Here is a 23818-nt window from a genome sequence, read left to right on the forward strand (position 1 = left end):
ACCGTATCCGCCGATCTTGCCCGGGTTTCGCAGCGCAGACGCCGCGGAACCCGGACAACAGCGACTATATTTATTGTCAATTCAATAGTCGTCGCCCGAGGAGCTTCGTGCCCAGCCGTCACTCACCCGCCCACGCCGAGCCCTCGGCCCGCTCCGGTGCGGGCTCGTCGCGTCAGAGCCTGATCGCCGCCGTCCTGTGCATCGCCGGCACCGTCGTCGCGCTGCAGCAGACGCTCGTCATCCCGCTCATCCCCGAGTGGCCGACGCTGCTGCACACGAGCGCCGACAACACCTCATGGCTCGTCACCGCGACGCTGCTCGCGGGTGCCGTCGCGACGCCCATCCTGGCGCGCCTGGCGGACATGGTCGGCAAGAAGAAGATCATGCTCGTGTCGCTGGCTTTCGTCATCGTCGGCTCGGTCATCGGTGGTATCGGCTCGGGGCTCGGCGCGCTCGTCGTCGCGCGCACGTTCCAGGGCGTGGGCGCGTCGATGATCCCGATCGGCATCAGCATCCTGCGCGACGAGCTGCCACGCGAGAAGGTGGGCGGCGCCGTCGCGACGATGAGCGCGACCCTCGGCATCGGCTCCGCGATCGGGTTGCCGCTCGCCGGTTTCCTCGTCGAGCACTTCTCCTGGCACATGGTGTTCTGGGTGTCGGTCGTCTCCGCGAGCCTCATGTTCGCGGCCGTCGCGCTCGTCGTGCCCGAATCGAAGGTCACCTCGCGCGGACGCTTCGACCTCGTCGGCGCCGTGCTGCTGTCGGCGGCGCTGCTGTGCCTGCTCGTGCCCATCACCAAGGGCGGGCAGTGGGGTTGGGGGAGCGAGCGCGTCCTGCTCCTGTTCGCCGCGAGCATCGCGCTGTTCGCCGTCTGGGCGCCGTACGAACTGCGTCACAACTCGCCGATGGTCGATCTGCGCACCTCGGCGCGACGCCCCGTGCTGCTGACGAACGCCGCGAGCCTGCTCGTCGGCTTCGCCATGTACGCCAACATGATGACGACGACCCAGCAGCTGCAGATGCCCGAAATCACCGGGTACGGCTTCGGCATGTCCGTCATCGCCGCGGGCGTCGCGATGCTGCCCGGTGGCCTCGCGATGGTCGTGCTGTCGCCCGCGAGCGCCGCCGTCACGAAGCGCTTCGGCGCCCGCACGACACTGCTCGCCGGCGCGCTCGGCCTTGCCGCGTCGTACACGCTGCGCGTCTTCCTCACCGGCGCGGTGTGGCAGGTCGTGCTCGGCGCCACGCTGTGCAGCGCCGCGACAGCGTTCGCGTACGCCGCGATGCCGACACTCATCATGCGGTCGGTGCCGCTGACAGAGACCGCGTCCGCGAACGGCCTCAACACGCTGCTGCGCTCGATCGGCACGTCGACGTCGTCCGCCGCCGTCGCGGCGATCCTGACGAACATGGCGATGCACGTCGACGGGCACGACCTGCCGAAGCTCGCCGCGTTCAAGGCCGTCTTCGTCATGGCCGCCATCGCGGCGCTCGCCTCCGCCATCGTCGCTGCGTTCGTGCCGACGGCGCAGCCCGCGTCCGCAAGCGCGCCGAGCGCCACCCCCGCGACGCATCCCGCCCCGGCGAGCGCCGACAAGGACGCCGTGCGTGGTGGCGACAGCCGCGAGATCGTCGCGACCGGAACGCTCGTCGGCCTCGACGGCCACCCCGTACGCCGCGGCGTCGTGACGGCGCTCGCCAGCGACGGCGCGCACCTCGACTGGGGGCGCGTCGACGACGACGGGTGCTACCGCCTCGCCCTGCCCGGCGCGGGACGCTACGTACTCGTCGCTTCCGCCGAGGGCTGGGCCACACGCTCGCGGATCGTCGAGGTCACGGGCCCCGGTCTGCCGCAGTTGAGCCTCGTCGACCCGCTGCAGCTCACGGGCGTCGTGCGGCGCAGCGACGGTTCGCCGGCCGCGCAGGTGCCGGTGACGCTCATCAAGCACTCGGGCGAGTACCACGCGGACACGCTCACCGACGGCGAGGGCCGCTACGTCATGCCGCTGCCGCCGGGCGGGCGCTACGTCGTCGCCGCTCTCGATGCCGAGCACGACGCGACAGCCGCGGCGAGCGTCACCGTGCTCACCGAACCGGTGAGCGCCGACATCACCCTCTGACCCGCCGATGTCGCCCGCGATTTCGGGCGCGGGCACTAGGAATCCCGGGCAACATCACTAGGGTGGCGCCATGACGGTTCAGCGCATCATGGGCATCGAGACCGAGTACGGCGTGCTGCGCCCCGGCGATCAACGGACGACGCCGATGGTGCTGTCGGGCCTCGTCGTGCGCGCCTACGCGAACGACGTCGGCCTCAACGCGGCGCAAAGTCGGTGGGACTACAGCGACGAGTCGCCGTTGCGCGATCAGCGCGGCTACGACATCGCTCGCGAGGTCGCGCACGAGAGCCAGCTGACCGACGAGATCGACCCGAGCTTCGCCAACGTCGTGCTCAAGAACGGCGCGCGCCTGTACGTCGACCACGCCCACCCCGAGTACAGCTCGCCGGAGGTGACGACGCCCCGCGACGCGGTCGCGTACGACCGCGCGGGCGAGGTCATCATGCGGCTCACGGCGGCGTTGCTCGCCGACGACGAGGACGGCCCGACGCAGCTGTACAAGAACAACACCGACGGTCAGGGCGCCTCGTACGGCACGCACGAGAACTACCTGCTGCGCCGCGACGTGCCGTGGGCGCGCGTCGTCGCGGGCATGACGCCGTTCTTCGTCGCGCGTCAGGTCGTCACCGGCAGCGGCCGCGTCGGCATCGGCACCGAGAGCGAGCGGGCCGGTTTCCAGCTCACTCAGCGCGCCGACTTCTTCGAGGCCGAGGTCGGTCTCGAGACGACGTTGAAGCGTCCCATCATCAACACGCGCGACGAGCCGCACGCCGACCACCGCAAGTATCGCCGCCTGCACGTCATCGTCGGCGACGCCAACCACGCCGACGTCGCGAACCTGCTCAAGATGGGCATGACGAGCCTCGTGCTCGGCGCTCTCGAGGACGAGGCCCTGCCGCGGATCGTCCTCGCGCGACCGGTCACGTCGATGCGCGCCGTCAGTCACGACCTGACGCTCGCCGAGCCGCTCGACCTCGTCGACGGCCGCGCGATGAGCGCGCTCGACATCCTCGAGGCGTACCGCGATGCCACGCACACGTGGTGGCGGCGGCGCGGCGACGACCCGGTCGAGGAGCAGACGCGCGAGGTCTTCGAGCACTGGGGGCGCGTCCTCGACGGGCTGCGTCGCGACCCCATGAGCCTCGCGGCCGACCTCGACTGGGTGGCGAAGAAGAGCGTCATGGAGGCGTTCATGACACGCCATGATGTCGGGTGGGACGACCCGCGTCTGCGCGCGCTCGACATCCAGTGGTCCGACGTGCGCGCCGACAAGGGCCTGTTCCACACGTTCGAACGCGCCGGTCGCTTCACCCGCGTCGTCAGTGACGAGGACGTCGCGCGCGCCGTCGTCGAGCCCCCGCGCGACACGCGAGCATGGTTGCGCGGCAAGAGCATCGAGGCGTTCGGCAGCGACGTCGCCTCCGCGTCGTGGGACGGGATGGTCTACCGCACCACGCAGCCCTCGAGCTACACGCGCATCCGCCTGCCCGAGCCACTCGCCGGCAGCGCCGAGCAGACCCGCGGTTGGTTCGACGCCGACGTCGCGCACCTCATCGCTCAGGTCGGGCCCGACCTCGTCGTCGAGTGAGCGATCGGGGCGGGCCGCGCGACGAGGTGGCACAGCTGCTCGAGAATTGTGCAAGTACACGGGGTTTGTGCCGCTCATTCCTCCTGCAGATACGCATTACTCGTGCAACGAGCACTCCGGCGTTCGGGCGGCGATAGGGTGGCGAACAGCAACCAGCGACGTCATTTCGAGGAGCAACGATGAGCGGTCAGCAGTTCAAGAACGCCGGCGGCAAGGGCGACGACGAGTTCGAGGCAGGCGCAGACGCCGGCCAGGTGCAGGCGGCGTCGTCGACGAGCGACATCGACTCGATGCTCGACGAGATCGACGGCGTGCTCGAGACCAATGCGAGCGAGTTCGTCTCCGGGTTCGTGCAGAAGGGCGGCGAGTGACGCCATGGGCTACGCGAGCGGCCCTGACACCGCGTCCAGTCACGACCTCAGCAGCGAGTCAGACGATCAGGAGCAGCCATGGAACGCCGCATCTACGGCATCGAGACGGAGTTCGGCGTCACCGCGACGACGAACGGTCAGCGTCGCCTGACGCCTGACGAGGTGAGCCGCGCGTTGTTCCGCAAGGTCGTCGCGTGGGGGCGTTCGAGCAACGTCTTCCTCGACAACGGCTCGCGCCTCTACCTCGACGTCGGCGCGCACCCCGAGTACGCGACGGCCGAGTGCGATTCGCTGCTTGATCTCGTCGCCCAGGATCGCGCCGGCGAGCGCATCCTCGACGACATGACGAGCGACGCCCAGGCGCGCCTGTCGGAGGACGGCGTCGACGGCACGATCTACGTCTTCAAGAACAACACCGACTCGGCGGGCAACTCCTACGGCTGCCACGAGAACTTCCTGCTCGATCGCGGCGCCGACATGAACCGCATCGCGGAGATCTTCGTCGCGTTCCTCGTCTCCCGCCAGCTCGTCGCGGGCGCCGGCAAGCTGCTCGTGCGTGACGGGCGCACCGTGTTCAACCTGACGCAGCGCGCCGAGCACATCTGGGACGGCTACTCGAGCGCGACGACGCGCTCACGCCCCATCATCAACAGCCGCGACGAACCGCACGCCGACTCGGCGCGCTACCGTCGCCTGCACGTCATCGTCGGCGACTCGACGATGAGCGAGGCGACGACGCTGCTCAAGGTCGGCTCCGCCCACCTCGTGCTGCGCATGATCGAGGCGGGGGAGAGCTTCCCGCGCCTGCACCTCGCCAACCAGATCCAGGCGATCCGCGACGTCTCCGCCGACCCCACCGGCCAGTGCGTCATCGAGCTGCAGGGCGGCACGAGCATGACGGCCCTCGCGATGCAGCACATGTTCCTCGCGCGCGCGACGGCGTTCGTCGAGCGCGAGGGCGACCCCGACCCGGCGATCGCGGACGTCCTCGACCTGTGGGGGCGCACCCTCGAGGCGGTCGAATCGCAGAACTTCACCGGTGTCGAGACCGAGATCGAATGGGTCATCAAGCGCAAGCTGCTCACCGACTACGCGGCGCGTCAGGGCCTCGAGCTGGACGACCCGAAGCTCGCCCAACTCGACCTCACGTTCCACGACATCCGCGCCGGACGCGGCGTGTTCGGTCTGCTCGAGAAGGCTGGACGCGTGCGACGCATCGTCGACGACGCCCGCGTCACCGAGGCCATGACGACGCCGCCACAGACAACTCGCGCGAAGCTGCGCGGCGATTTCGTCAGGGCCGCACGTGCGGCGGGGCGCGACTTCACCGTCGACTGGGTGCACCTCAAGCTCAACGACCAAGCCGGCCGCACGCTCATGTGCAAGGATCCGTTCCTCGCCACCGATGCCCGCGTCGATCGTCTCGTCGAGAGCCTGACGACGCCCGTCTGAGACGCCCGCGGGCTCGGACGCACAGGCCCTTGCCAGGCGAAGCACATCCCACGCGGGTTATCGTGGCGGACGACCTGTCACCCATCGCGCGAGGATCCTCTGCTGTGACTTCCCCCAAGCGTCTGCTTGCCCTGGCCGCTCTGCCCATCGTCTTCCTGGCCGGATGCGGCAACGACGACTCGAAGGCCTCCAAGAGCTCGAGCGGCTCCTCCGGCGCCAGCGCGTCGTCGAACGCATCGTCACCGTCGTCGTCGAGCGGGCTGTCCGCACCCGCGACGAAGGGCAACCTCGACGACGTCAAGGTCGACACGAAGGACGCTGCGAAGCCCACCGTCTCGATCGCGAAGGACAAGCTGCCGTTCGGCACGAGCAGCACGAAGCCGAAGATCCTGACGCAGGGTTCCGGCAAGACGGTCGGCAACAACGACATCGTCAAGGCCAACTTCGTCATGGTGAACGGCACGACCGGCAAGACGATCGGTTCGACGTTCGGTGAGACCGTGCCCAGCTTCAACATGAGCGACAACAACAACCTGCCGGGCATCATCAGCACGCTGAAGGGCCAGAAGGCCGGGACGAAGCTCGTCGTCTCCCTGCCGCCGAAGGACAGCTTCGGTGCCGCGGGCAACGAGAAGATCGGTGTCGGCGCGAACGACAACCTCGTGCTCTACATGGAGATCAAGGCCACCGACACGCCGCTCAAGGAAGCCCAGGGCACGACCAAGGACGCGCCCGCCGACATGCCGAAGGTCAGCGTCCCCGCCGGCCAGGGCAAGCAGGCGAGCATCACCGTCGCCAAGGGCGCGAAGGCCCCGACGAGCCTCAAGACGGCCACCCTCATCGAGGGCAACGGCAAGAAGGTCGCCTCCGGCGACTCGGTCGCCGTCAGCTACACCGGCCAGATCTGGGGCACGTCGACGATCTTCGACGCCACCGCGAAGCACAACGACGGTGGCAAGCCGTCCGTGTTCGTCATCGGCAAGGGCCAGGTCATCACCGGCTGGGACAAGGCGCTCGTCGGCCAGAAGGTCGGCAGCCGCGTGCTCGTCGTCGTGCCGCCGTCCGAGGGCTACGGCAAGGACGGCAACCGGCAGGCGGGCATCAAGGGCACCGACACCCTCGTGTTCGTCGTCGACATCCTCGCCGCCAACTGACACGCTGAGCCTGTCAGCGACACTTTCTCGAAGGAGCAACCATGGGTTTCGACCCCAAGACGACCAAGCCCGAGATCGACTTCCCCGGTGACACCCCGCCGGCGGAACTCGTCGTCGAGGACATCACCGTTGGTGACGGCGCCACCGTCGAGGCCGGCGACATCATCAAGGCGCACTACGTCGGCGTCTCCTGGTCGACCGGCGAGGAGTTCGACGCCTCGTGGAACCGCGGCGAGCCGCTGGAGTTCACCGCCGGCGTCGGCCAGGTCATCCAGGGCTGGGACGAGGGCCTGCTCGGCATGAAGGTCGGCGGCCGCCGCAAGATCATCATCCCGCCGGCGCTCGGCTACGGCGAGCGCGGCGCGGGTGCCTCGATCGGCCCGAACGAGACGCTGATCTTCGTCGTCGACCTCGTCTCGACGAACAAGCCCGGCGCTGGACGCTCCTTCGGCCTGCGCTGAGGTAGCCTTCGCCACTCTGGTCGTCCGCGAGTGGGTTCGGCCTGAGCAACAAGACGGGGTGAGTGCCATCGGTACTCACCCCGTTCTGCGTGCCCGTGGCCATCACGCGGGGCCGAGTGCCGCCAATCGCACACCTGTGCGAATGAGAGGGTAGGCTCTGCAGCAGGACCACGGCGTCAGACCCGACAGCGACGAAGGAGCGAGCGTGGCAGCACGACCCACCCCGGAGGCGAAGACCGAGCGCCTGCTCAACCTCGTCATCGCGCTGCTCTACACGCGCAGGCCGCTGACGAAGGACGCCATCCGTCAGGCCGTGCGCCCGTACACCGAGGCACCGAACGACGAAGCCTTCGACCGGATGTTCGAGCGGGACAAGGACGAGTTGCGTGAGCTCGGCATCCCGCTGCGCGCCGAACCCATCGACATCCTGTTCGAGGACGAGATCGGCTACCGCATCGACAAGCGTGAGTACGAGCTGCCCGACCTGCACTTCGACGCCGACGAACTCGCTGTCCTCGGCCTCGCCTCGCGTGCGTGGCAGCAGGCCAGCCTCGCCGGCCCTGCGGCGGCGGCGATGCGCAAGCTCGAGGCGCTCGACATCAGCCCCGACGTCGAATCGGTCGTCGGCCTCGAACCTCGTATCCGCACCAGCGAACCCGCCTTCGACGCCGTCAAGGACGCGGTGATGACGCGGCGCGCCATCACCTTCACCTACCGCGCGGCCGGGCGGGAGAGCGCTGTGCGCCACGTTCAGCCGTGGACGGTGACGAACCGTCGGGGTCATTGGTACGTCGCCGGGTTCGACACCGACCGTGACGCGCCGCGCGTCTTCCGTCTCTCGCGCATCGAGGGCCCGGTGCGACTCGTCGGCAAGCCGGGCGCCTACGAGGTGCCGGGCGATCACGACACGAGCGCCCTCATCGAACGTACCGAACGCACCCCCGACTGGGCGCCTGCCGTCCTGCGGGTGCGCGCGGGGCGAGGACACTCGCTCGTGCGGCGCGCCCGCACCGTCGGCGTCATCGACGAGACGTGGCAGCTCATCGACATCGAGTACGCCGACCCCGGCGTGCTCGCCGACGAAGTCGCCTCCTTCGGCGCCGACGTGCTCGTGGAGAAGCCCGACGAGCTGCGCGAACGTGTCATGGCGCGCCTGCGGGGCGCCTATGAAGCCCAGACGGCGGAGACTGCACCATGAACGCCCGCACTGACAAGGCCGCCCGCTCTGGGGCGATCGACTCTGGGTCCGCCGACACGGGTTCCATCAGCTCGGGGTCGATCAACTCGGGGCCGATCAACTCCGAAGCGGCGACGACGCGCCTGTCACGGCTGCTCACGATGGTGCCGTGGCTGATGAACCGTCAGGGCATCGACATCGAGGAGGCGGCCCGCACCCTCGGGGTCAGCCGCGCGCAGATCGAGGCCGACCTCGAGCTGCTCTTCGTCTGCGGCACACCCGGCCACATGCCCGACGACCTCATCGAGGCCGAGTGGGAGCAGGGGCGTGTCTACATCCGCAACGCCGACACCATCGCCAAACCGCTGCGCTTCACCCGCGACGAGGCGCTCGCCCTCACCGTCGGGCTGCGCACGCTGCTCGACGTGCCCGGGCTGCAGGAGCGCGACGCCGTCGATCGCGCCCTCGCCAAGCTGAGCGAGGCGACGGGGGAGAGCGGCGCCGCACGCGTCCACGTCAGCCTCGAACGCGATGGTGAGCAGATGCTCAGCACGCTGCAGGACGCGGTGCGCCGCGCACATCGGGTGCACCTGCGCTACCTTGCGCCCGCCCGGGACGAGGTGACGGAGCGCGACGTCGACCCGCTGCGCCTGTTCACCTCCGACGGCCACTGGTACCTCGAAGGGTGGTGCCGTCGCGCCGAGGGCATGCGCACGTTCCGTCTCGACCGCATCGAGAGCGTCGAGCTCCTCGATGTCCGGGCCGAGATCCCGCAGGACGCGCAGCGCACCGACCTCTCGCGCGGCTTCTTCGCCCCCAGCCCCGACGCGCCGCAGGTGCGTCTGCGGGTGCAGCGGGCCGCGTTCTGGATCATCGACTACTACCCGTGCTTCGACGTCGAACGATCCGACGACGGCGAGCACGCAGACGTCTCGCTCGTCCTCGGCGACGGGCGCTGGTTGCGCCGGTTGCTGCTGCAGCTCGGCCGGGACGCCCAGGTGCTCGCGCCTGCCGCGGTGCGGGCGCAGGTCGCCGACGAGGCCCGCCGCGCCCTCGACGCCTACGCCGAGAGGCTCGGGGGCACCGTGCCGTGACGTGGTGGATGTGGCTGCTGTTCTGGGCGATCTTCTGGGTCACGGCCGTCGCCTACCTCGCCTGGCGATGCTGGCGCGTGTGGCCGCACGCGCGCGACTTCGCCCGCACGACGTCCGAGGCTTGGTCGCGTCTCGACGAGGCGCGCAACCTCGCCGAGCAGCGATCCGCCGCCGAGAACAGTGCGGCGCTCGTCACGCAGGGCGTCGACGATCTCGCGTGGAACAAGCCGGCCTCGCACTGGCGAGGCGAGCGTCAGCGGGCCCGCGAACGGCAGCGCGACCTGCGCTTGGACTCCCAGGCCGAGGTGTGGTCGTCTTGGCGCGATCCACTAGAGTGAACGACGACCATGCGGCTGCCGCCGCGCCGGAAACTCCCGGGATTCAAGGACTGGCCATGAAAAACCTGCTCGAACACCCCGCGTCACTGCTCATCCTGGTGCTCGTCATCGTCGTGCTCCTGGGCTGGAAGAAGCTGCCCGACATGGCGCGCAGCCTCGGGCGCAGCTCGCGCATCCTCAAGAGCGAGATCGACGAGATGAAGACGGAGAGCAACCGGTCGAAGGCCTCCGGCGCCACCGTCGAGGGTGAGACGGCGAACCCAGTGCACGACGCCAACGGCAACCCGGTCCACTCCGGTGACCCCGTGACGCGCACCGACGCGCACCGCAACGACGTCTGATCGGATCCCGTTCGCTCGTGGCAATCTTCGGACGACGCAAGGACAACCCCGAAGCGCGGATGTCCATCGGCGACCATCTGCGCGAATTCCGCAACCGCGCGATCGTCGCCGGCGTCGCGATCCTGCTGTGCTGCATCATCGGCTGGCACTACTACCAGAACATCTACGACTTCATCGAGCAGCCGTTCCGCGACTACCAGCACGCCCACCCCGAGGCGCACGTCGAGGTCGCGTTCAACGCCGTCACGGCGCCGTTCAACCTCAAGTTGAAGGTCGTGGCGTGGGCCGGCCTCATCCTCGCGGCGCCCGTGTGGCTGTGGCAGATCTGGGCCTTCCTCGTGCCCGGCCTGACGCCGCGGGAAAAGCGCGTCGGCCGCATCTTCGTCGCCTCAGCGATCGTGCTGTTCGCCTGCGGCGTCTACATGGGGTCGCTGACCTTCGGCAACGCCGTCGAGATGTTCATCAGTGCGACGCCGCGCGGCGCGGCCAACTTCGCCGACGGCGGGATGTACTTCTCGTTCGTCACCCGCTTCATCCTGTCGTTCGGGCTGACGTTCATGCTGCCGATCCTGCTGCTGGCACTCAACGCGGTCGGCGTGCTCAAGGGCCGGATCATGCTCAAGGGGTGGCGCTTCGCCGTCATCATCGCAGTGGCCTTCGCGGCCATCATGACGCCGACGCCGGACGTCTACACGATGTTCCTCATGGCAGTGCCGCTCATCGTGCTGTTCTTCGGCAGCGCAGGGCTAGCCCTCGCACTCGACGCGTGGCGTGCACGCAAGGAGAAGCATGAGCGTCCGGCCTGGATGGACGTCAGCGACGACCAGGCCTCGGCCCTGTGAGGCCCAGGCTGCAGGCACGACACACATGACGCCCGACGGCGGGCTCCCGAGCGGGAGCCCGCCGTTGTCATAGCCTGGGGGCATGTCGTCGCCCGCCGAGAAGTTCGCCCAGGCCGCTCGTCGGCGAAAGTTCGACTCGAGTCACCTCGGCCACTTCGTCGAGACGTTGCCGTACCCGCTCGACGACTTCCAGTCGGAGGCGGCGCGGACCGTGCAGGACGGACGCAGCGTCCTCGTCGCAGCGCCGACGGGTGCGGGCAAGTCCGTCGTCGGCGAGTTCGCCTGCTATCTCGCGGTGCACACCGGGCGCAAGGCGTTCTACACGACGCCGATCAAGGCGCTGTCGAACCAGAAGTACGCCGACCTCGTCGAGATGCTCGGAACGGAGAACGTCGGGCTGCTGACCGGTGATACCTCGCACAACAGTGAGGCGCCGGTCGTGGTCATGACGACCGAGGTGCTGCGCAACATGCTCTACGCGGGCAGTTCGACGCTGGGCGGCCTCGGCTTCGTCGTCATGGACGAGGTCCATTACCTCGCCGACCGCTTCCGCGGCGCCGTGTGGGAAGAGGTGATGATCCACCTGCCCGAGTCGGTGCAGGTCATCGCGCTGTCGGCAACGGTGAGCAATGCCGAGGAGTTCGGCGACTGGATGCAGCAGGTGCGCGGCGACACCGACGTCGTCATCACCGAGCACCGCCCGGTGCCGCTGTACCAGCACATGATGGTCGGCGCGCGCCTGTACGACCTGCTGGGCGAGGACGAACGCGGCGATCGCGTCGTCAACCCCGACCTGCTCTCGCGCATCGCGAGCCTGACGGCGCCCGCGCGCGGCGGTCACCGCTTCGACGCCGGCGCCCCGTCCGGTCGACGTGGGCGCGGCCGCCGTCCCGCGCCGCGTCAGCCGCAAGGGGAGACGTTCCGCCCGGCGCCGCGCGCCGAGGTCATCGCCGCACTCGATCGCGCGGGGCTGCTGCCGGCCATCACGTTCATCTTCAGCCGCGCCGGGTGCGAGGGCGCCGTCGCGCAGCTGCTCGGGTACGGCATGCAGTTGGTCACCGACGATGAGAGCGCCACGATCCGCGCCTACGTCGCCGAGCGCGTCGCGCACATCCCCGTCGAGGATCTTGCCGTCATCGGTTACCACGACTTCGTCGAGGGCCTCGCGCGCGGCTTCGCCGCGCACCACGCGGGGATGCTGCCGACGTTCCGCGAGATCGTCGAGGAACTGTTCGTCACCGGTCAGATCAAGGCCGTATTCGCGACGGAGACGCTCGCTCTCGGCATCAACATGCCGGCGCGCAGCGTCGTGCTCGAACGGCTTGTCAAGTACAACGGTGAAGCTCACGTCGACGTCACGCCCGCGGAGTTCACCCAGCTGACGGGCCGCGCGGGCCGGCGCGGCATCGACGTCGAGGGCCACGCGATCGTTCTGTACAACCGCGGCGTCGAACCGGAGGCAGTCGCAGGCCTCGCATCGCGCCGCACCTACCCGCTGCGCTCGAGCTTCCGCCCGACGTTCAACATGGCCGTCAACCTCGTCCACACCGTCGGACGGGAGCGGGCGCGCGAGGTGCTCGAGTCGTCGTTCGCGCAGTTCCAGGCCGACCGCAGCGTCGTCGGGTTGTCGCGTCAGATCGTCAAGAACAATGAGGGCCTCGAGGGCTACGCCGAGGCGATGCAGTGCCACCTCGGCGATTTCGCGGAGTACGCGGGCATCCGCCGTCGCATCAGCGACCTCGAGAAGAACGCGCAGAAGCGACGCGCCGCCGCCCTGCGCGCCGCCGCGGACCGCTCGCTCGCCGACCTCAGCCCCGGCGACGTCGTGCGCGTGCCGTCCGGGCGACGTGAGGGGCTCGCCATCGTGGTGCGCACCAACCGCGGCGGCAAGCGCGAGGGCCCGAGCCCGTCCGTCGTCACCGAGGACGCACAGCTGCGCCAGATCCGTTCCAGCGACATCCACGCGCCGCTCGAGGTGCTGACGCACCTCGCCATCCCGAAGACGTTCACCGCACGCTCGTCGAAGTCGCGCCGCGACCTCGCGGCGACGCTGCGCGCCAAGGTGCCGCACGATCCGCCGAAGCCGTTGCGACGCACCGAGATCGAACCGGACAAGGCCGTCACCGCGGAGATCGAGGAGTTGCGACGCCGGCTCGCCGCCCATCCGTGCCATGCGTGCGAGTACCGCGAGGAGCACGCGCGCTGGGCGCAACGCTGGTGGACGCTGCGCCGCGAGACCGACGCGCTCGTCACGAAGGTCGAGAACCGGACGAACACCGTCGCGAAGCAGTTCGACCGCATCTGCGACCTGCTGCTCGAGTTCGACTACCTCGCGGCCGATCCGTCGGCTGCCGGTGGAGTGAAGCTGACCAACGACGGCGCGATGCTCATGCGCCTGTACTCGGACAAGGATCTGCTCACCGCCGAGTGCCTGCGCTCGGGTGCGTGGAAGGGCCTTGACGCACCGTCGCTCGCGGCGGCCGTCTCGGCGCTCGTCCACGAGTCGCGGCGTGACGTGGTCGGTGAGACCCCGCGCATGCCGAACCGTGATGTCGCCGACGCGCTGGAGCGCACGCACGAGCTGTGGTCGGTCATCGACGACGCGCTCGTCATGCACCGACTGCCCGAGATGGCGGCACCCGACGCGGGCCTGGCCTGGGCCGCGCACCGCTGGGCGAGCGGCCAGGGCCTCGAGACGGTGCTACGCGACGAGGACCTCACCGCCGGCGACTTCGTACGACGCTGCCGTCAGCTCGTCGACGTGCTCGACCAGATCGCCGCCGCCACCGATGACGACGGCATCCGCAGGGCAGCGCGCAAGGCGATCAAGGGCGTGCAGCGCGGCGTCGTCGCGGCTGACCGGATCGACTGAACGTCAGCGGGCGAGGGCTGCGGAGAGGCGTTCAGCGGAGCCGCCCATGTCCCAGCGCGCTGCGAAGTCAGCGAATCCGGCGCCGTCGGCGACGCCCTGCGGGCGCGTCGTGACGAGGTCGTGGGGCACACGGACGTCGAGAGCGACGTCGACGACGCGCGGTGCGACGTCGAGGTAATCGGAGGCCGCTTCGAGACGCGTGCGGCGTGCGCCCTTGATCCGCGGGTCGCCGGAGGCGACGGCTTCACGGATGGCCGCGAGGGAGCCGAACTCGGCGATGAGGGCCGCCGCCGTCTTCTCACCGATGCCGGCGACACCGGGCAGCCCGTCACTCGTGTCGCCGCGCATGACGGCCATGTCGGCGTAGGCGCGGCCCGTCGCGACGCCGTACCTCGCCATGAGGAAGCTCTCGTCGACGAGGTCGGGGGCCCGCACGCCACCCTTGGCCGTGTAGATGACGCGCACGCCCATCGCGTCGTCGACGAGTTGGAACAGGTCGCGGTCACCGGTGACGACGTCGACGGGGCCGGCGTCGCGGAATCGGTGCGTCAGGGTGCCGATGACGTCGTCGGCCTCGTACCCGTCGACGCCGAGGCGGGTGATGCCGACGAGTTCGAGCAGTTCGCGGATGAGCGGCACCTGCGGGGTGAGATTCTCGGGGCTCTCCTCGGCGACGTCGGAGCCCTCTTGCACGCGGTGCGCCTTGTAGCTCGGGATCGCTTCGACGCGGAACGCGGGGCGCCAATCGTTGTCCCAGCAGGCGACGATGTCGGTCGGCTCGTACGTCGTGAGCAGCGTCGCGATCATGTCGGCGAAGCCGCGCAGCGCGTTGTTGGGCGTGCCGTCGGCGGCGGTGCGCTCGGGCACGCCGTAGAAAGCGCGGAAGTAGAGGCTGGCAGAGTCGAGCAACATGAGTCGGCGCGGCGTCATGGGCGCCATCCTGTCACGGTGCGGCGTCGAGCGTCAGTGCTCGTCAGCGCGCGCGATGTCGGCCACGCGGGCGCCGCAGGCACGGACGAGGTCGTCGGGGGAGAGCCGGACGTCGAAGCCGCGACGGCCGCCGGAGACGCAGACCCGCGGATGTTCGTGCGCCTGCGCGTCGATGACGACGTCGAGGCGTGAGCGCGTTCCGAGCGGGCTGACGCCGCCGAGGACGTAGCCGGTGAGACGCCGGACGTCGGCCTCCGCGGCCAGCACAGCTTTCTTCGCGCCGCACGCGGCGGCAACCGCCTTGAGGTCCGCCATCGTCGAGACGGGGACGCAGGCCATCGCGAAGCGGCCGGTGTCGAGCTTCACGACGAGCGTCTTGTAGACCGACGCAGGGTCGAGCCCCAGCGCGGATGCCGCCTCGGCGCCGTAGCTCGTGACGTCGGGATCGTGGGCGTAGGGGAGCGCCTCGTAGGCGATACCGAGCCGGTCGAGGGCGCGGGTCGCGGGCGTGGCGGGTGGTGTGTTCATCGTGCGAGACATCGCGTTCATCCTGCTACCTCATGCCCGACGGATTCAAGGTGCGTGACACGCCTGCGCACACAAGGCATGACGCACCTCGGCCACTGTTCGGCGCCCCGTCGGCCGGGCGCCAGTGCGCTCACCTGCGTTGCTCCTGGGCTGTGGGGCGGCTATGTTGGCTCGAACGCGCCCGTAGCGCGCGTCATTGCGGACGGGCCTCACGCCTAGTAGAAAACTTCGCGGTTCACCCCGCGATGGCCCCAACGGCGTGAGCCCGTCCGCCGCCTCTCGCCTGAGAGGCCTACGCTTGGCCGGTGCCCACGAAAGCTCTCCTTCGCGCATTCGGCGCCATCGGCGCCGGGTTGCTCCTGTGGCTCGCGTTTCCCGACCACGGTCTGTGGTGGACGCCGCCAATAGCCGTCGCCCTCATCACGCTGTGCCTCTGGCGCGTGCGGGCGCGCACCGGCGCGCTGCTCGGTTTCGTCTTCGGCATGGCGTTCTTCCTGCCGACGCTGTCGTGGTCGGGCGTCTACGTCGGCGCGTTCCCGTGGACAGCGCTCGCCGTCCTCGAATCGCTCTACATGGCCGCGCTCGGCGCAGCGGTTGCGCTCGTGCAACGTCGCCGCATCGCGCCGTTCGTCGTCGCCTGCCTGTGGGTGATGCAGGAATGGCTGCGCTCGACGACGCCGTTCGGCGGATTCCCCTGGGCACGCCTGTCGTTCTCCCAGGCCGACGCACCGTGGGCACCGCTCATCGCGTGGGTCAGCGCACCCGGCCTGACGTTCGTGCTCGCGCTCGCCGGCGCGGCGCTCGCATCGTGCGTGGCCCTGGCCGCGCCGCGGCTCTTCACGGCGGAGCGGCGGGGGAGTGCGGGCCGAACGTCTGCTTCGGATTCGGCTTCGGTTTCGGACGACGCCCACACCTCAGCGAACGCCACGGGCTCCGGGGCCACGCCTGTTGGTGACGCACGGCCCGACGGCGCCCGCGGCATCACGGCTCGTCTCCCGATCGCCGTGCCCGCTGCGGCCGCGTCGACGGCCGTCCTCGCACTGATCGTCGGCTCACTCATCACGCCCGGCACGAGCGGGCGGATGCTGCGCGTCGTCGGCGTGCAGGGCAACGTGCCCACCGAGGGGCTCGAGTTCAACGCGCAGCGCCGCGCCGTGCTCGACAACCACGTCCACGCGACGCTCGACCTCGCCAAGCAGATCGATGCCGGAGCGACGCCGCGCCCCGATGTCGTCGTCTGGCCCGAGAACGCCTCCGACATCGACCCCAAGCGCAACCCCGAAGCGGGCGCCGAGATCGCCTCAGCCCTCGCCGCCGTCAACACGCCGCTCATCGTCGGTGCGGTGCTGAACGAACCACGCCCCGAGGTGTCCAACGCGTCGATGCTCTACCTGCCCGGCAAGGGCCTGAGCGACACCTACGTCAAGCAGCACCCGGTGCCGTTCGGCGAATACATCCCGTACCGCTCGTTCTTCCGCACGTTTTCCTCGCAGGTCGATCTCGTCAAGGCCGACTTCGCCTCCGGGCGCAAGGTCGGGTTGTTCACGCTGCCGAACGCGAAGGGTGACGTGAAGCTCGCCCCGATCATCTGCTTCGAGGTCGCCTACGACGATCTGCTGCGCAAACCGGCGAACCAGGGCGCACAGATCTTCGCCGTCCAGACGAACAACGCGACGTTCGGCCACACCGCCGAGTCGACGCAGCAACTCGCGATCTCGCGCCTACGCGCGCTCGAATACGGCCGCTCGATCATCCACGTCTCGACGGTCGGCGTCAGCGCCCTCATCACCCCCGACGGGCAGCTGCACGAGCGCAGCGAACTGTTCACGCAGAAGGTGCTGACCGGGCAGCTGCCCCTGCGTTCGGACGCGACGCCCGCCCAGCGGCTCGGACGCTGGCCCGAGATCGCCGCCTCCGTCGTCAGCGTGGTCGCGCTCGCGTTCGCGCTGCGTCATGCCCGCCTGCCGCGCCGTCGCCGCAAGAACGGTCGCGGCGACGCCTGAGCCCGCTTTCGCTGGTGCCCACCGGGGTTCCACGACCGGCGATCGCTTCACGATTCGTCGACGAATCGGAACTCTTCGAGCGTGCCCGCGCGTTGAACCAGATGTGAACACCACGACTCGACCTCGCCGCCGCGGCTTCGCGCGCTGGCTCATGCTGGCGTTGCTCGTCGTCCCCGTCGTCGAGGTCTTCATCATCCTCAAGGTCGGGCAGCAGATCGGTGGCCTCAGCACCTTCCTGCTGCTCCTGTTCTGGTCGGCGCTCGGCGCGTGGATCGTCAAGCGCGAGTTCTCGCGCGCGTTCGGATCCCTCCGTCAGGCGTTCGGCTCTGGTCGTATGCCTGCGCGCGAGCTTTCCGACGCGGCGCTCGTCCTCATCGGCGGCACGCTGCTGCTCGCCCCGGGCTTCCTCACGGACGCACTCGGCCTGTTCGTCCTGCTGCCCTTCACGCGCCCGCTGACGCGCCGACTGCTCGAAGGTGCCGTCGCACACAAGCTGTTCGGTGCATCTCCCCTTGGTGCGGCCGCCTTTGGTGCCGCGAACGCGGCGCCCGGCCGAGTGCGCTTCACCCGCGTGCGCGCCGCCGATGCGGGCGGCGCTTCGGCGGCCGGTCCGTCACCCGCGCCCGGGCCATACCCCACCGCCGACGCGTTCGCCACGCAGGCCGGGCGCGACGCTGCCTGGAACTCTCCACGACGGGGTGCGTCCGACGTCGTCGAGGGCGAGATCATCGACTGAGTTGGTGAGACGGCTCGGCCGCAGTGCCCTCCGCCGTCACAGGCTGATACCCAAGGCCCTGAACAAGACGAGCGAGCACACACGAAGGCCGCCCCCGAACCGGGGGCGGCCTTGTTCGTCACGACGTGAGCGTCACTTGGACGCGGCAGCACGCTTTCGCTTCGGCTTTTCGCCGCGCGACTCGCGCAGCAGCGTGAGGCGCTCGTCGAGCAGCTCCTCGAGCTCTTCGACGGAACGGCGCTCGAGCAGCATGTCCCAGTGGGTACGCGCCGGCTTCGTGGGCTTGCGGTCGGGCTCGGGGCCGTCGACGAGCAGCGCCTCGAGGCCGCAACGGCACTCCCACAGCGCGGGCACATCGGCCTCGACGGAGAACGGCAGCTCGATGACGTGGCCCTGAGCGCACTTGTAGCTGACCATCTGTCGCTCGCTGAACGCGATGCCCTCGTCGGTCTCGAGCGAGAGCGTGCTGAGGTTGGTGCCTCGCAGTGAACGTTCTGCCATGGTGTCTCCCTACGTCACACGGGGTTCGTGGTGGTTCGTGATGCGCTGAGCCTGCAGCCCGCGCGATCCTGACGGAACAACGCCGGCCGGGGGCCGTTTGTTCCGCACGCACGCCGACGCGCTGACACACCAGTCTACGGCGCGGACGGGACGCGTCACGAATCGCGTTCGGGGGAGCGGCCGGCGCGCATCCTGCCGCGGGTCTCGAGCCCGGGGCGACAGCCGGCCTCGTCAGCCGGCGGCGCGTGCCCGGGCGCTGCCTCGCTCGACGTCGACTCGGCGCAGCAGCACCGCGCCGAGCGCGAAGAAGACGACGAGCGCGACGATCGACAGGCGGTAGGAGCCAGTCAGCTGGTGCACGAGACCGAACGTGAGGGTGCCGAACCAGCTCGTCCCTCGCTCCATCGCCTGATAGAGGCTGAAGTACTCCGACTCCCGGCCCGTCGGCACGAGCCGCGAGTACAACGACCGGCTGAGTGCCTGCGACCCGCCGAGCACGATGCCGATGCCGACGCCCAGCACGAGCCACAACCCGAACTGCCCCGACGGCAGGAAGAACGCTGCGAACACGACGAGCGTCCACAAGCCGAGGGAGAGCAACACGGCCCGCTTGGCGCCCATCGTCCGCGCGAGCCGACCGAACAGCAGCGCGCCGAGGAACGCGACGAACTGCACGAGCAGGATCGTCACGATGAGCTGGCTGTCGCCGAAGCCCAGCTCCTCCTTGCCGTACAGGCTCGCCGAGACGATGACCGTCTGGATGCCGTCGTTGAAGAACAGGTACGCAAGCAGGAACGTCATCGTGTCGGGGAAGTGCCGCAACTCCGCGAACGTCGAGCGAAGCTGACGGACGCTGCCGCTCACCGCCGCCGTCAGCGAGCCGGTCACGGCCGGGCCGACGCGACGCACGTCCCGTAGGCCGAGGACCGGGATGATCGTGAACACGCCCCACCACACGCCGGCACTCAGCAGATTGACGCGCACGGCCTCGCCCGTCGACAACCCCAACGAGTCGTGCATCGTCATGACGACGAGGTTGACCGCCAGCAGCAACCCGCCGCCCAGATAGCCGAGCGCCCACCCCCGTGAACTGACGCGGTCACGCTCGTCGTCGCTCGAGATCTGAACGAGCAGCCCGTCGTAGACGACGAGGGAGGCACCCAGACACTGGTTCGCGAGGATGAGCACGACAACACCGAGCTGCCAGTTGCTGCCTGCGACGAAGAACATCGAACTCGCCCCGAGGGCACCGACGAACGCGAACGCGCCCAGCAGGTGCGCCGGGCGCGAGATGCGGTCGGCGATCGCGCCGACGAAGATGAGCAAGATCGCGCTGATGATCGTCGAGACCGTCACCGTGTACGGCGTGAGCGAGCCGGGCGAGATCGGCAGACCGAGCACGTGCAGGTCGGTGTGGCACGCCAGGTCCGTATCCTGCCCCGGGCAGGCCGCCGACTTCGCAACCGCCGTGAGATACGGGGAGAACAGCACCGTCGACGTCGTCGTCACGTACGCCGAGTTGGCCCAGTCGTAGAAGTACCAGCTGCGCTGGCGCCTCGTCCGAACGGCGTCAGGGGGCGGGGTGAGGGCTTCGATCACGGGTGAAGCGTGTCACATCGACGACGCGATTTTCGGTGATGCGGGCCACTGAGAGGTCAGCGCCGCCGATCGAGGCGCCGCTTGTCGAGGTAGCGCCCAGCCGAGGCGCGCGCCTTCGTGATCTGCGCCGAGTACTTGCGGCCCGTGCGCTGGTCGACGAACTCGCCGGCCTTGTCGGTCATGGCGCGCACCTTCTCGGGGTTCTGCTGCACGTAGCGGCGACCCTGCGCGACGAGCTGCCTGGCGATGTTGGTCTTCATGGGGCGTGATCCTAGTGGACGTCCGCCGTCTCGTCCTGTGCCCGGGGCAGCAGCAGTGCCGCGAGCTGCTCGGCGGTGTCGACGACGGCCACGGCTCCCGCGCGCGCGAGCTCGTCGTCCGCGGCGTAGCCCCAGCTCACCCCGATCGTCGCGATCCCGTGACGCGCGGCGCCCTCGACGTCGTGGAGGCGGTCGCCGACCATGACGACGTCCGGCCCGGCGTCGCGACCGAGCGCGGCCAGCGCCCGGACGATGACGTCCGCCTTCGCGTCGTCCGGGCGCGTGATGTCGGCCCCGAAGACGCCGTCGAGACCCCCGGTCAGGTATGGCTCGAGGCCGAAGTGGGCGACGATGCGGCGCGCCGTCGGCTGCGGTTTCGACGTCGCGACGGCGACGCTGACGCCGGCAGCGTGCAGCTCGGCGAGCAGGTCGGCCATGCCGGGGTAGAGGTCGTTGTCGAACAGGCGCCCGGCGTTGTAATCCTCGCGGTAGGTGCCGACGATGCCCGGTACCTGCTCGGCCGGGATACCGATGCCTTCGAGGGCGACCTTGAACGGCGGGCCGACGAACGAGTCGAGCACGTGTTGCTCGGGCACCGCGACGTCGTGCACGCCCAGCGCATGCCGCATCGATGCGGTGATGCCGCGTGCCGAGTCGGACAACGTCCCGTCGAGATCGAACAGCACGAGAGTGAGCGGGCCGTGCGGCCAGGTGGTGTCGGCGTCAGCCTGGTGTGAAGCGCTTGTCATGACGCGGCCTGCGCGGTGTCGTGGGTGGGGTTCGCGGTGATGCGCGCGGAGCGGGCCGCGGCGCGGCGCTCGGCGTCGGCGGTGACGGCGTCGACGAACCACGTGAACACCTGCTGCGAACGCACGTCGGCCCCGCTCATCATCTCCGGGTGCCACTGCACGGCCGCGAGGCACCACGCGTCGTCCGCGTGCTGCACCGCCTCGACGAGGCCGTCGTCGGCGCGCGCGACGACCCGCAGCCCGTCGGCGATGGTGTCGAGCGCCTGGTGGTGGAAGGAGTTGACGGCCGCCTTCGTCACACCCCACGCGTCGTGCAGGAACGAGCGTTCCTCGACGCTGATGTGGTGCAGCGGCGAGGCGGGGTTGCCCATCGCCATGTGCTGCTGGTCGGTGCCCGCGTAGCGCAGATCCTGGAACAGGCTCCCGCCGAGGGCCACGTTGATGAGCTGCATGCCGCGGCAGATGCCGAGCACGGGCAGCCGGTTCTCGCGCGCGAGCCGGAGTGCCTCGATCTCGTACGCGTCGCGGATCGGCGACGTCGTCTGGCATTCCTGCTTGGCGGGCTGGCCGTACAGCAGCGGGTCGACGTCGGAACCGCCGGCGAGCAGCAAGCCGTCGAGCAGGGCCAGCTGTTGCGGCAGCGTCGAGTGATCCGTCGACGGCGGCAACATGATCGGAATGCCGCCGGCCTGCGTGATCGAGCGCGAATAGTCCTCGTTGACGGCGACGCGCCGGTAGCCGGGGAAGAGGTAGTGCGGGTCGTACTCGACGTTGGTGATGATGCCGATGACGGGTTTGCGGGCGCTCATCGTGCGTCCTTCCTGGCCTGGCCCTCGTGTGGCGGTGCGAATGTGTCCGTGAATCGCGGATGTGTCCGCAGATCGCCGATGTGACCGTAGATCACGAATGTGTCCGTGAATCGCCGATGTGTCAGCTCAGCGGTCCTCAGGGAGCTGCTTCGGGGTGTCGTCGTAGACGCCCAGCTTCCACGGCAAGTACAACGCCGCCGGTAACACGACGTAGCCGACGATCATCGCTGCGACCGCCCACAGGTTGAGCCCGCCGCCGGGATTGCTGAACTCGCCACGCCAGTCGAACTCGACCATGAGGAACACCGACGCGGCGATCGACAGGATCGGGAACACGACGTCGAGGACGACGCTGCGCTTCACATCGTTGGGGCGGTGCCGCGTGCGCCCGAGGAAGCACAGGATGAGCGCGAGCGGCACCATGACGAACTGCACGAACCGCGTCACCGAACTGATGACCATGGTGCCGCGCATCGAGTACCCGAACGCCATCGGCACGACGATCGCGAGGACCGCCGTCACGACGAACGCGACGACCGGCACCCCGCGCTGCGACGTCCGACTTGCCGCGGCGGGCAGCATCCGACGGCGGCTCATCGCGTCGAAGATGCGCGGCGTGTTGAAGCTCGCTGCGACGTTGATGCCGAACATGCTGACGAGGGCGCCGAGGACGATGAGGTCGCGTACGATTGAGTTGTCGAAGGCGCTCGCGAGCACGACGGCGTCCTTCGACTCGAGCACGCCCGTCGGGTTGATCATCATCGCCACGGACACGACGGCCACGTACACGACGATGACGACCGCGACACCGATCGGGATGGCGCGCGGCAGGTTGCGTGCCGGGTCTTCCATCTCGCTCGCGGCGCTGCCGGCGCCCTCGAACCCGGTGAACGCGTAGAACGCCGCGAGCATTGCGCCGACGAACGCGGTCGTGTCCATGCTCGGCACGAGAGGGCTGCCGTCGGGGCCCTCGAGATGGGTGAGATCGGAGAAGTGGTTGTCGCCGGTCATCGCCAGCACGACGAGGCCGGCGACGATCGTCAGGACGAGCGCCGCGACCTTACCGATCGTCGAGATGTTGTTGACGACCTTCGTGATGCGTGTGCCCGCCACGTTGATCGCGAGCAGCACCACCATGAGTAGGACGAAGCCGATCGTGATGTTCGTCGTCGTCACCGCCTCGTGGCCGCCGAAGACGGTGAGCACGGTGGTCACGACGGCCGTCGCCATGACACCCCACGCGATCGCGGCGCCGACGAAGCGCGTCAGGCCGACGTAGAACCCGACGTCGTCACCGAACGCGACCCGCGTGTACGCGAACGCCGCGCCGTTCTCGCTCGTCCAACGGGCCGCGGCGGCGAACGTCACGGCGAGGACGGCCGCGAAGACACCGGCGACGACGTAGACGAGCGGCGTCCACGTGCCCGCGACCTTCATGACGGCGCCGGGGGAGAGAAAGATGCCCGAGCCGATGATGCCGTTGATCGTCAGCAGGACGATTGACGCGAGCCCGAACTTCGCGCGCGACGTCTTGCGCCCGCTGGTGTCATCCCGATTCGCCGCTCCCTGCGGCGTCTCGCCGCGCGTCGTCGCGTCCTGTGGCGTCCCGCCGCGAGTGTGCTGATCAGGCGTCGTGGCGGGCGTCGACGACCCGTCGGCGCTCGCAGACGGGGTCGAACCCGCCGATGATGCGGCCATGACGACTTCCTCTCCTCGGGCCGTGCCCCGGCGAGGGGACGACGGCGTCAGTCGCGGTGAGTCGCCCACAGACGCATCGCCGCGTGATTCGTCCTCATCTGTCTAGTTGTGATGACCAGGCACGTTGGTCGAGTCATTGCGACTCGTTGATCTGAACGGGTGACAAGCGAAGACCTCTCGCTGTGCAGTGGAGCT

The 23818-nt window shown here is 69.3% G+C and carries 22 protein-coding genes; 14 read left to right on the forward strand and 8 right to left on the reverse strand.

The features are described 5' to 3' along the window. Positions 1–107 precede the first annotated feature (107 nt). The 12 genes from ABH936_RS06295 to ABH936_RS06350 all read left to right on the forward strand — a co-directional run bounded on the left by ABH936_RS06295 (position 108) and on the right by ABH936_RS06350 (position 13810). A complete protein-coding gene (locus ABH936_RS06295; protein WP_165583596.1) occupies positions 108–2120 on the forward strand; it encodes an MFS transporter in 2013 nt (670 codons plus the stop codon). 70 nt (positions 2121–2190) lie between these two features. Further along, on the forward strand, positions 2191–3708 hold the full coding sequence (dop, locus tag ABH936_RS06300; RefSeq protein ID WP_404602862.1) for a depupylase/deamidase Dop: 1518 nt from the start codon (positions 2191–2193) through the stop codon (positions 3706–3708). A 179-nt stretch (positions 3709–3887) separates the two neighbouring features. After that, positions 3888–4079, forward strand: coding sequence for a ubiquitin-like protein Pup (locus tag ABH936_RS06305; protein WP_165583598.1), 192 nt, complete (start codon positions 3888–3890; stop codon positions 4077–4079). Positions 4080–4157: 78 nt separating this feature from the next. Beyond that, positions 4158–5531 carry a Pup--protein ligase gene (pafA, locus tag ABH936_RS06310; protein WP_404602863.1) on the forward strand — a complete coding sequence of 458 codons (1374 nt, stop codon included), beginning with the start codon at positions 4158–4160 and terminating at the stop codon, positions 5529–5531. 104 nt (positions 5532–5635) lie between these two features. Continuing rightward, on the forward strand, positions 5636–6685 hold the full coding sequence (locus ABH936_RS06315; RefSeq protein ID WP_404602864.1) for an FKBP-type peptidyl-prolyl cis-trans isomerase: 1050 nt from the start codon (positions 5636–5638) through the stop codon (positions 6683–6685). Positions 6686–6726: 41 nt separating this feature from the next. Beyond that, positions 6727–7146: an FKBP-type peptidyl-prolyl cis-trans isomerase gene (locus ABH936_RS06320; protein ID WP_006947303.1), complete on the forward strand. Its 420-nt coding sequence runs from the start codon at positions 6727–6729 to the stop codon at positions 7144–7146. A gap of 205 nt (positions 7147–7351) precedes the next feature. Then, on the forward strand, positions 7352–8344 hold the full coding sequence (locus ABH936_RS06325) for a helix-turn-helix transcriptional regulator (RefSeq protein ID WP_404602865.1): 993 nt from the start codon (positions 7352–7354) through the stop codon (positions 8342–8344). Beyond that, positions 8341–9417, forward strand: a complete 1077-nt coding sequence (locus ABH936_RS06330; RefSeq protein ID WP_404602866.1) for a helix-turn-helix transcriptional regulator — start codon at positions 8341–8343, stop codon at positions 9415–9417. The genes ABH936_RS06325 and ABH936_RS06330 overlap by 4 nt, the downstream gene beginning before the upstream one ends. Further along, positions 9414–9755, forward strand: a complete 342-nt coding sequence (locus ABH936_RS06335; RefSeq protein WP_006947226.1) for a hypothetical protein — start codon at positions 9414–9416, stop codon at positions 9753–9755. The genes ABH936_RS06330 and ABH936_RS06335 overlap by 4 nt, the downstream gene beginning before the upstream one ends. A gap of 56 nt (positions 9756–9811) precedes the next feature. After that, complete coding sequence (gene tatA / locus ABH936_RS06340) at positions 9812–10096, forward strand: Sec-independent protein translocase subunit TatA (RefSeq protein ID WP_006947258.1); 285 nt, start codon at positions 9812–9814, stop codon at positions 10094–10096. A 17-nt stretch (positions 10097–10113) separates the two neighbouring features. Continuing rightward, complete coding sequence (gene tatC, locus ABH936_RS06345; RefSeq protein WP_038568108.1) at positions 10114–10938, forward strand: twin-arginine translocase subunit TatC; 825 nt, start codon at positions 10114–10116, stop codon at positions 10936–10938. Positions 10939–11020: 82 nt separating this feature from the next. Further along, the gene (locus ABH936_RS06350) at positions 11021–13810 is read left to right on the forward strand and encodes a DEAD/DEAH box helicase (protein ID WP_404602867.1); all 2790 of its coding nucleotides are present in this window, start codon (positions 11021–11023) and stop codon (positions 13808–13810) included. A gap of 3 nt (positions 13811–13813) precedes the next feature. On the opposite strand, the gene ABH936_RS06355 is transcribed toward ABH936_RS06350, so the two are convergent. Together ABH936_RS06355 and ybaK are read right to left on the reverse strand one after the other, a co-directional pair. Then, positions 13814–14740, reverse strand: coding sequence for a 5'-3' exonuclease (locus tag ABH936_RS06355; RefSeq protein ID WP_404602868.1), 927 nt, complete (start codon positions 14738–14740; stop codon positions 13814–13816). Positions 14741–14773: 33 nt separating this feature from the next. Then, positions 14774–15289: a Cys-tRNA(Pro) deacylase gene (ybaK, locus tag ABH936_RS06360; protein WP_200829287.1), complete on the reverse strand. Its 516-nt coding sequence runs from the start codon at positions 15287–15289 to the stop codon at positions 14774–14776. A 284-nt stretch (positions 15290–15573) separates the two neighbouring features. Here ybaK and lnt point away from each other — a divergent pair, with 284 nt between their 5' ends. Together lnt and ABH936_RS06370 are read left to right on the forward strand one after the other, a co-directional pair. Beyond that, entirely contained in the window at positions 15574–17271 is a 1698-nt protein-coding gene (lnt, locus tag ABH936_RS06365; RefSeq protein ID WP_404602869.1) for an apolipoprotein N-acyltransferase, read from the forward strand. 103 nt (positions 17272–17374) lie between these two features. After that, entirely contained in the window at positions 17375–18007 is a 633-nt protein-coding gene (locus ABH936_RS06370; protein WP_006947225.1) for an FxsA family protein, read from the forward strand. 132 nt (positions 18008–18139) lie between these two features. On the opposite strand, the gene ABH936_RS06375 is transcribed toward ABH936_RS06370, so the two are convergent. From ABH936_RS06375 to ABH936_RS06400, 6 genes are all read right to left on the reverse strand, one after another. Next, positions 18140–18508, reverse strand: a complete 369-nt coding sequence (locus ABH936_RS06375) for an RNA polymerase-binding protein RbpA (protein ID WP_006947299.1) — start codon at positions 18506–18508, stop codon at positions 18140–18142. Between the two features lie 231 nt (positions 18509–18739). After that, positions 18740–20107 carry an MFS transporter gene (locus tag ABH936_RS06380; protein ID WP_404602870.1) on the reverse strand — a complete coding sequence of 456 codons (1368 nt, stop codon included), beginning with the start codon at positions 20105–20107 and terminating at the stop codon, positions 18740–18742. Between the two features lie 56 nt (positions 20108–20163). Then, positions 20164–20367: an antitoxin gene (locus ABH936_RS06385; RefSeq protein WP_404602871.1), complete on the reverse strand. Its 204-nt coding sequence runs from the start codon at positions 20365–20367 to the stop codon at positions 20164–20166. A gap of 11 nt (positions 20368–20378) precedes the next feature. Continuing rightward, entirely contained in the window at positions 20379–21116 is a 738-nt protein-coding gene (locus ABH936_RS06390) for an HAD hydrolase-like protein (RefSeq protein WP_144707726.1), read from the reverse strand. Continuing rightward, entirely contained in the window at positions 21113–21925 is an 813-nt protein-coding gene (locus ABH936_RS06395; RefSeq protein WP_165583604.1) for a gamma-glutamyl-gamma-aminobutyrate hydrolase family protein, read from the reverse strand. Before ABH936_RS06395 ends, ABH936_RS06390 begins: the two co-directional genes overlap by 4 nt. Positions 21926–22051: 126 nt before the next feature. Continuing rightward, positions 22052–23623 carry an APC family permease gene (locus ABH936_RS06400; protein ID WP_404602872.1) on the reverse strand — a complete coding sequence of 524 codons (1572 nt, stop codon included), beginning with the start codon at positions 23621–23623 and terminating at the stop codon, positions 22052–22054. Between the last annotated feature and the right edge of the window lie 195 nt (positions 23624–23818).

Origin of the sequence: Dermacoccus sp. GAS27A (genome assembly GCF_044909235.1) — a bacterium.
GTDB classification, from domain to species: Bacteria; Actinomycetota; Actinomycetes; order Actinomycetales; family Dermatophilaceae; genus Dermacoccus; species Dermacoccus nishinomiyaensis.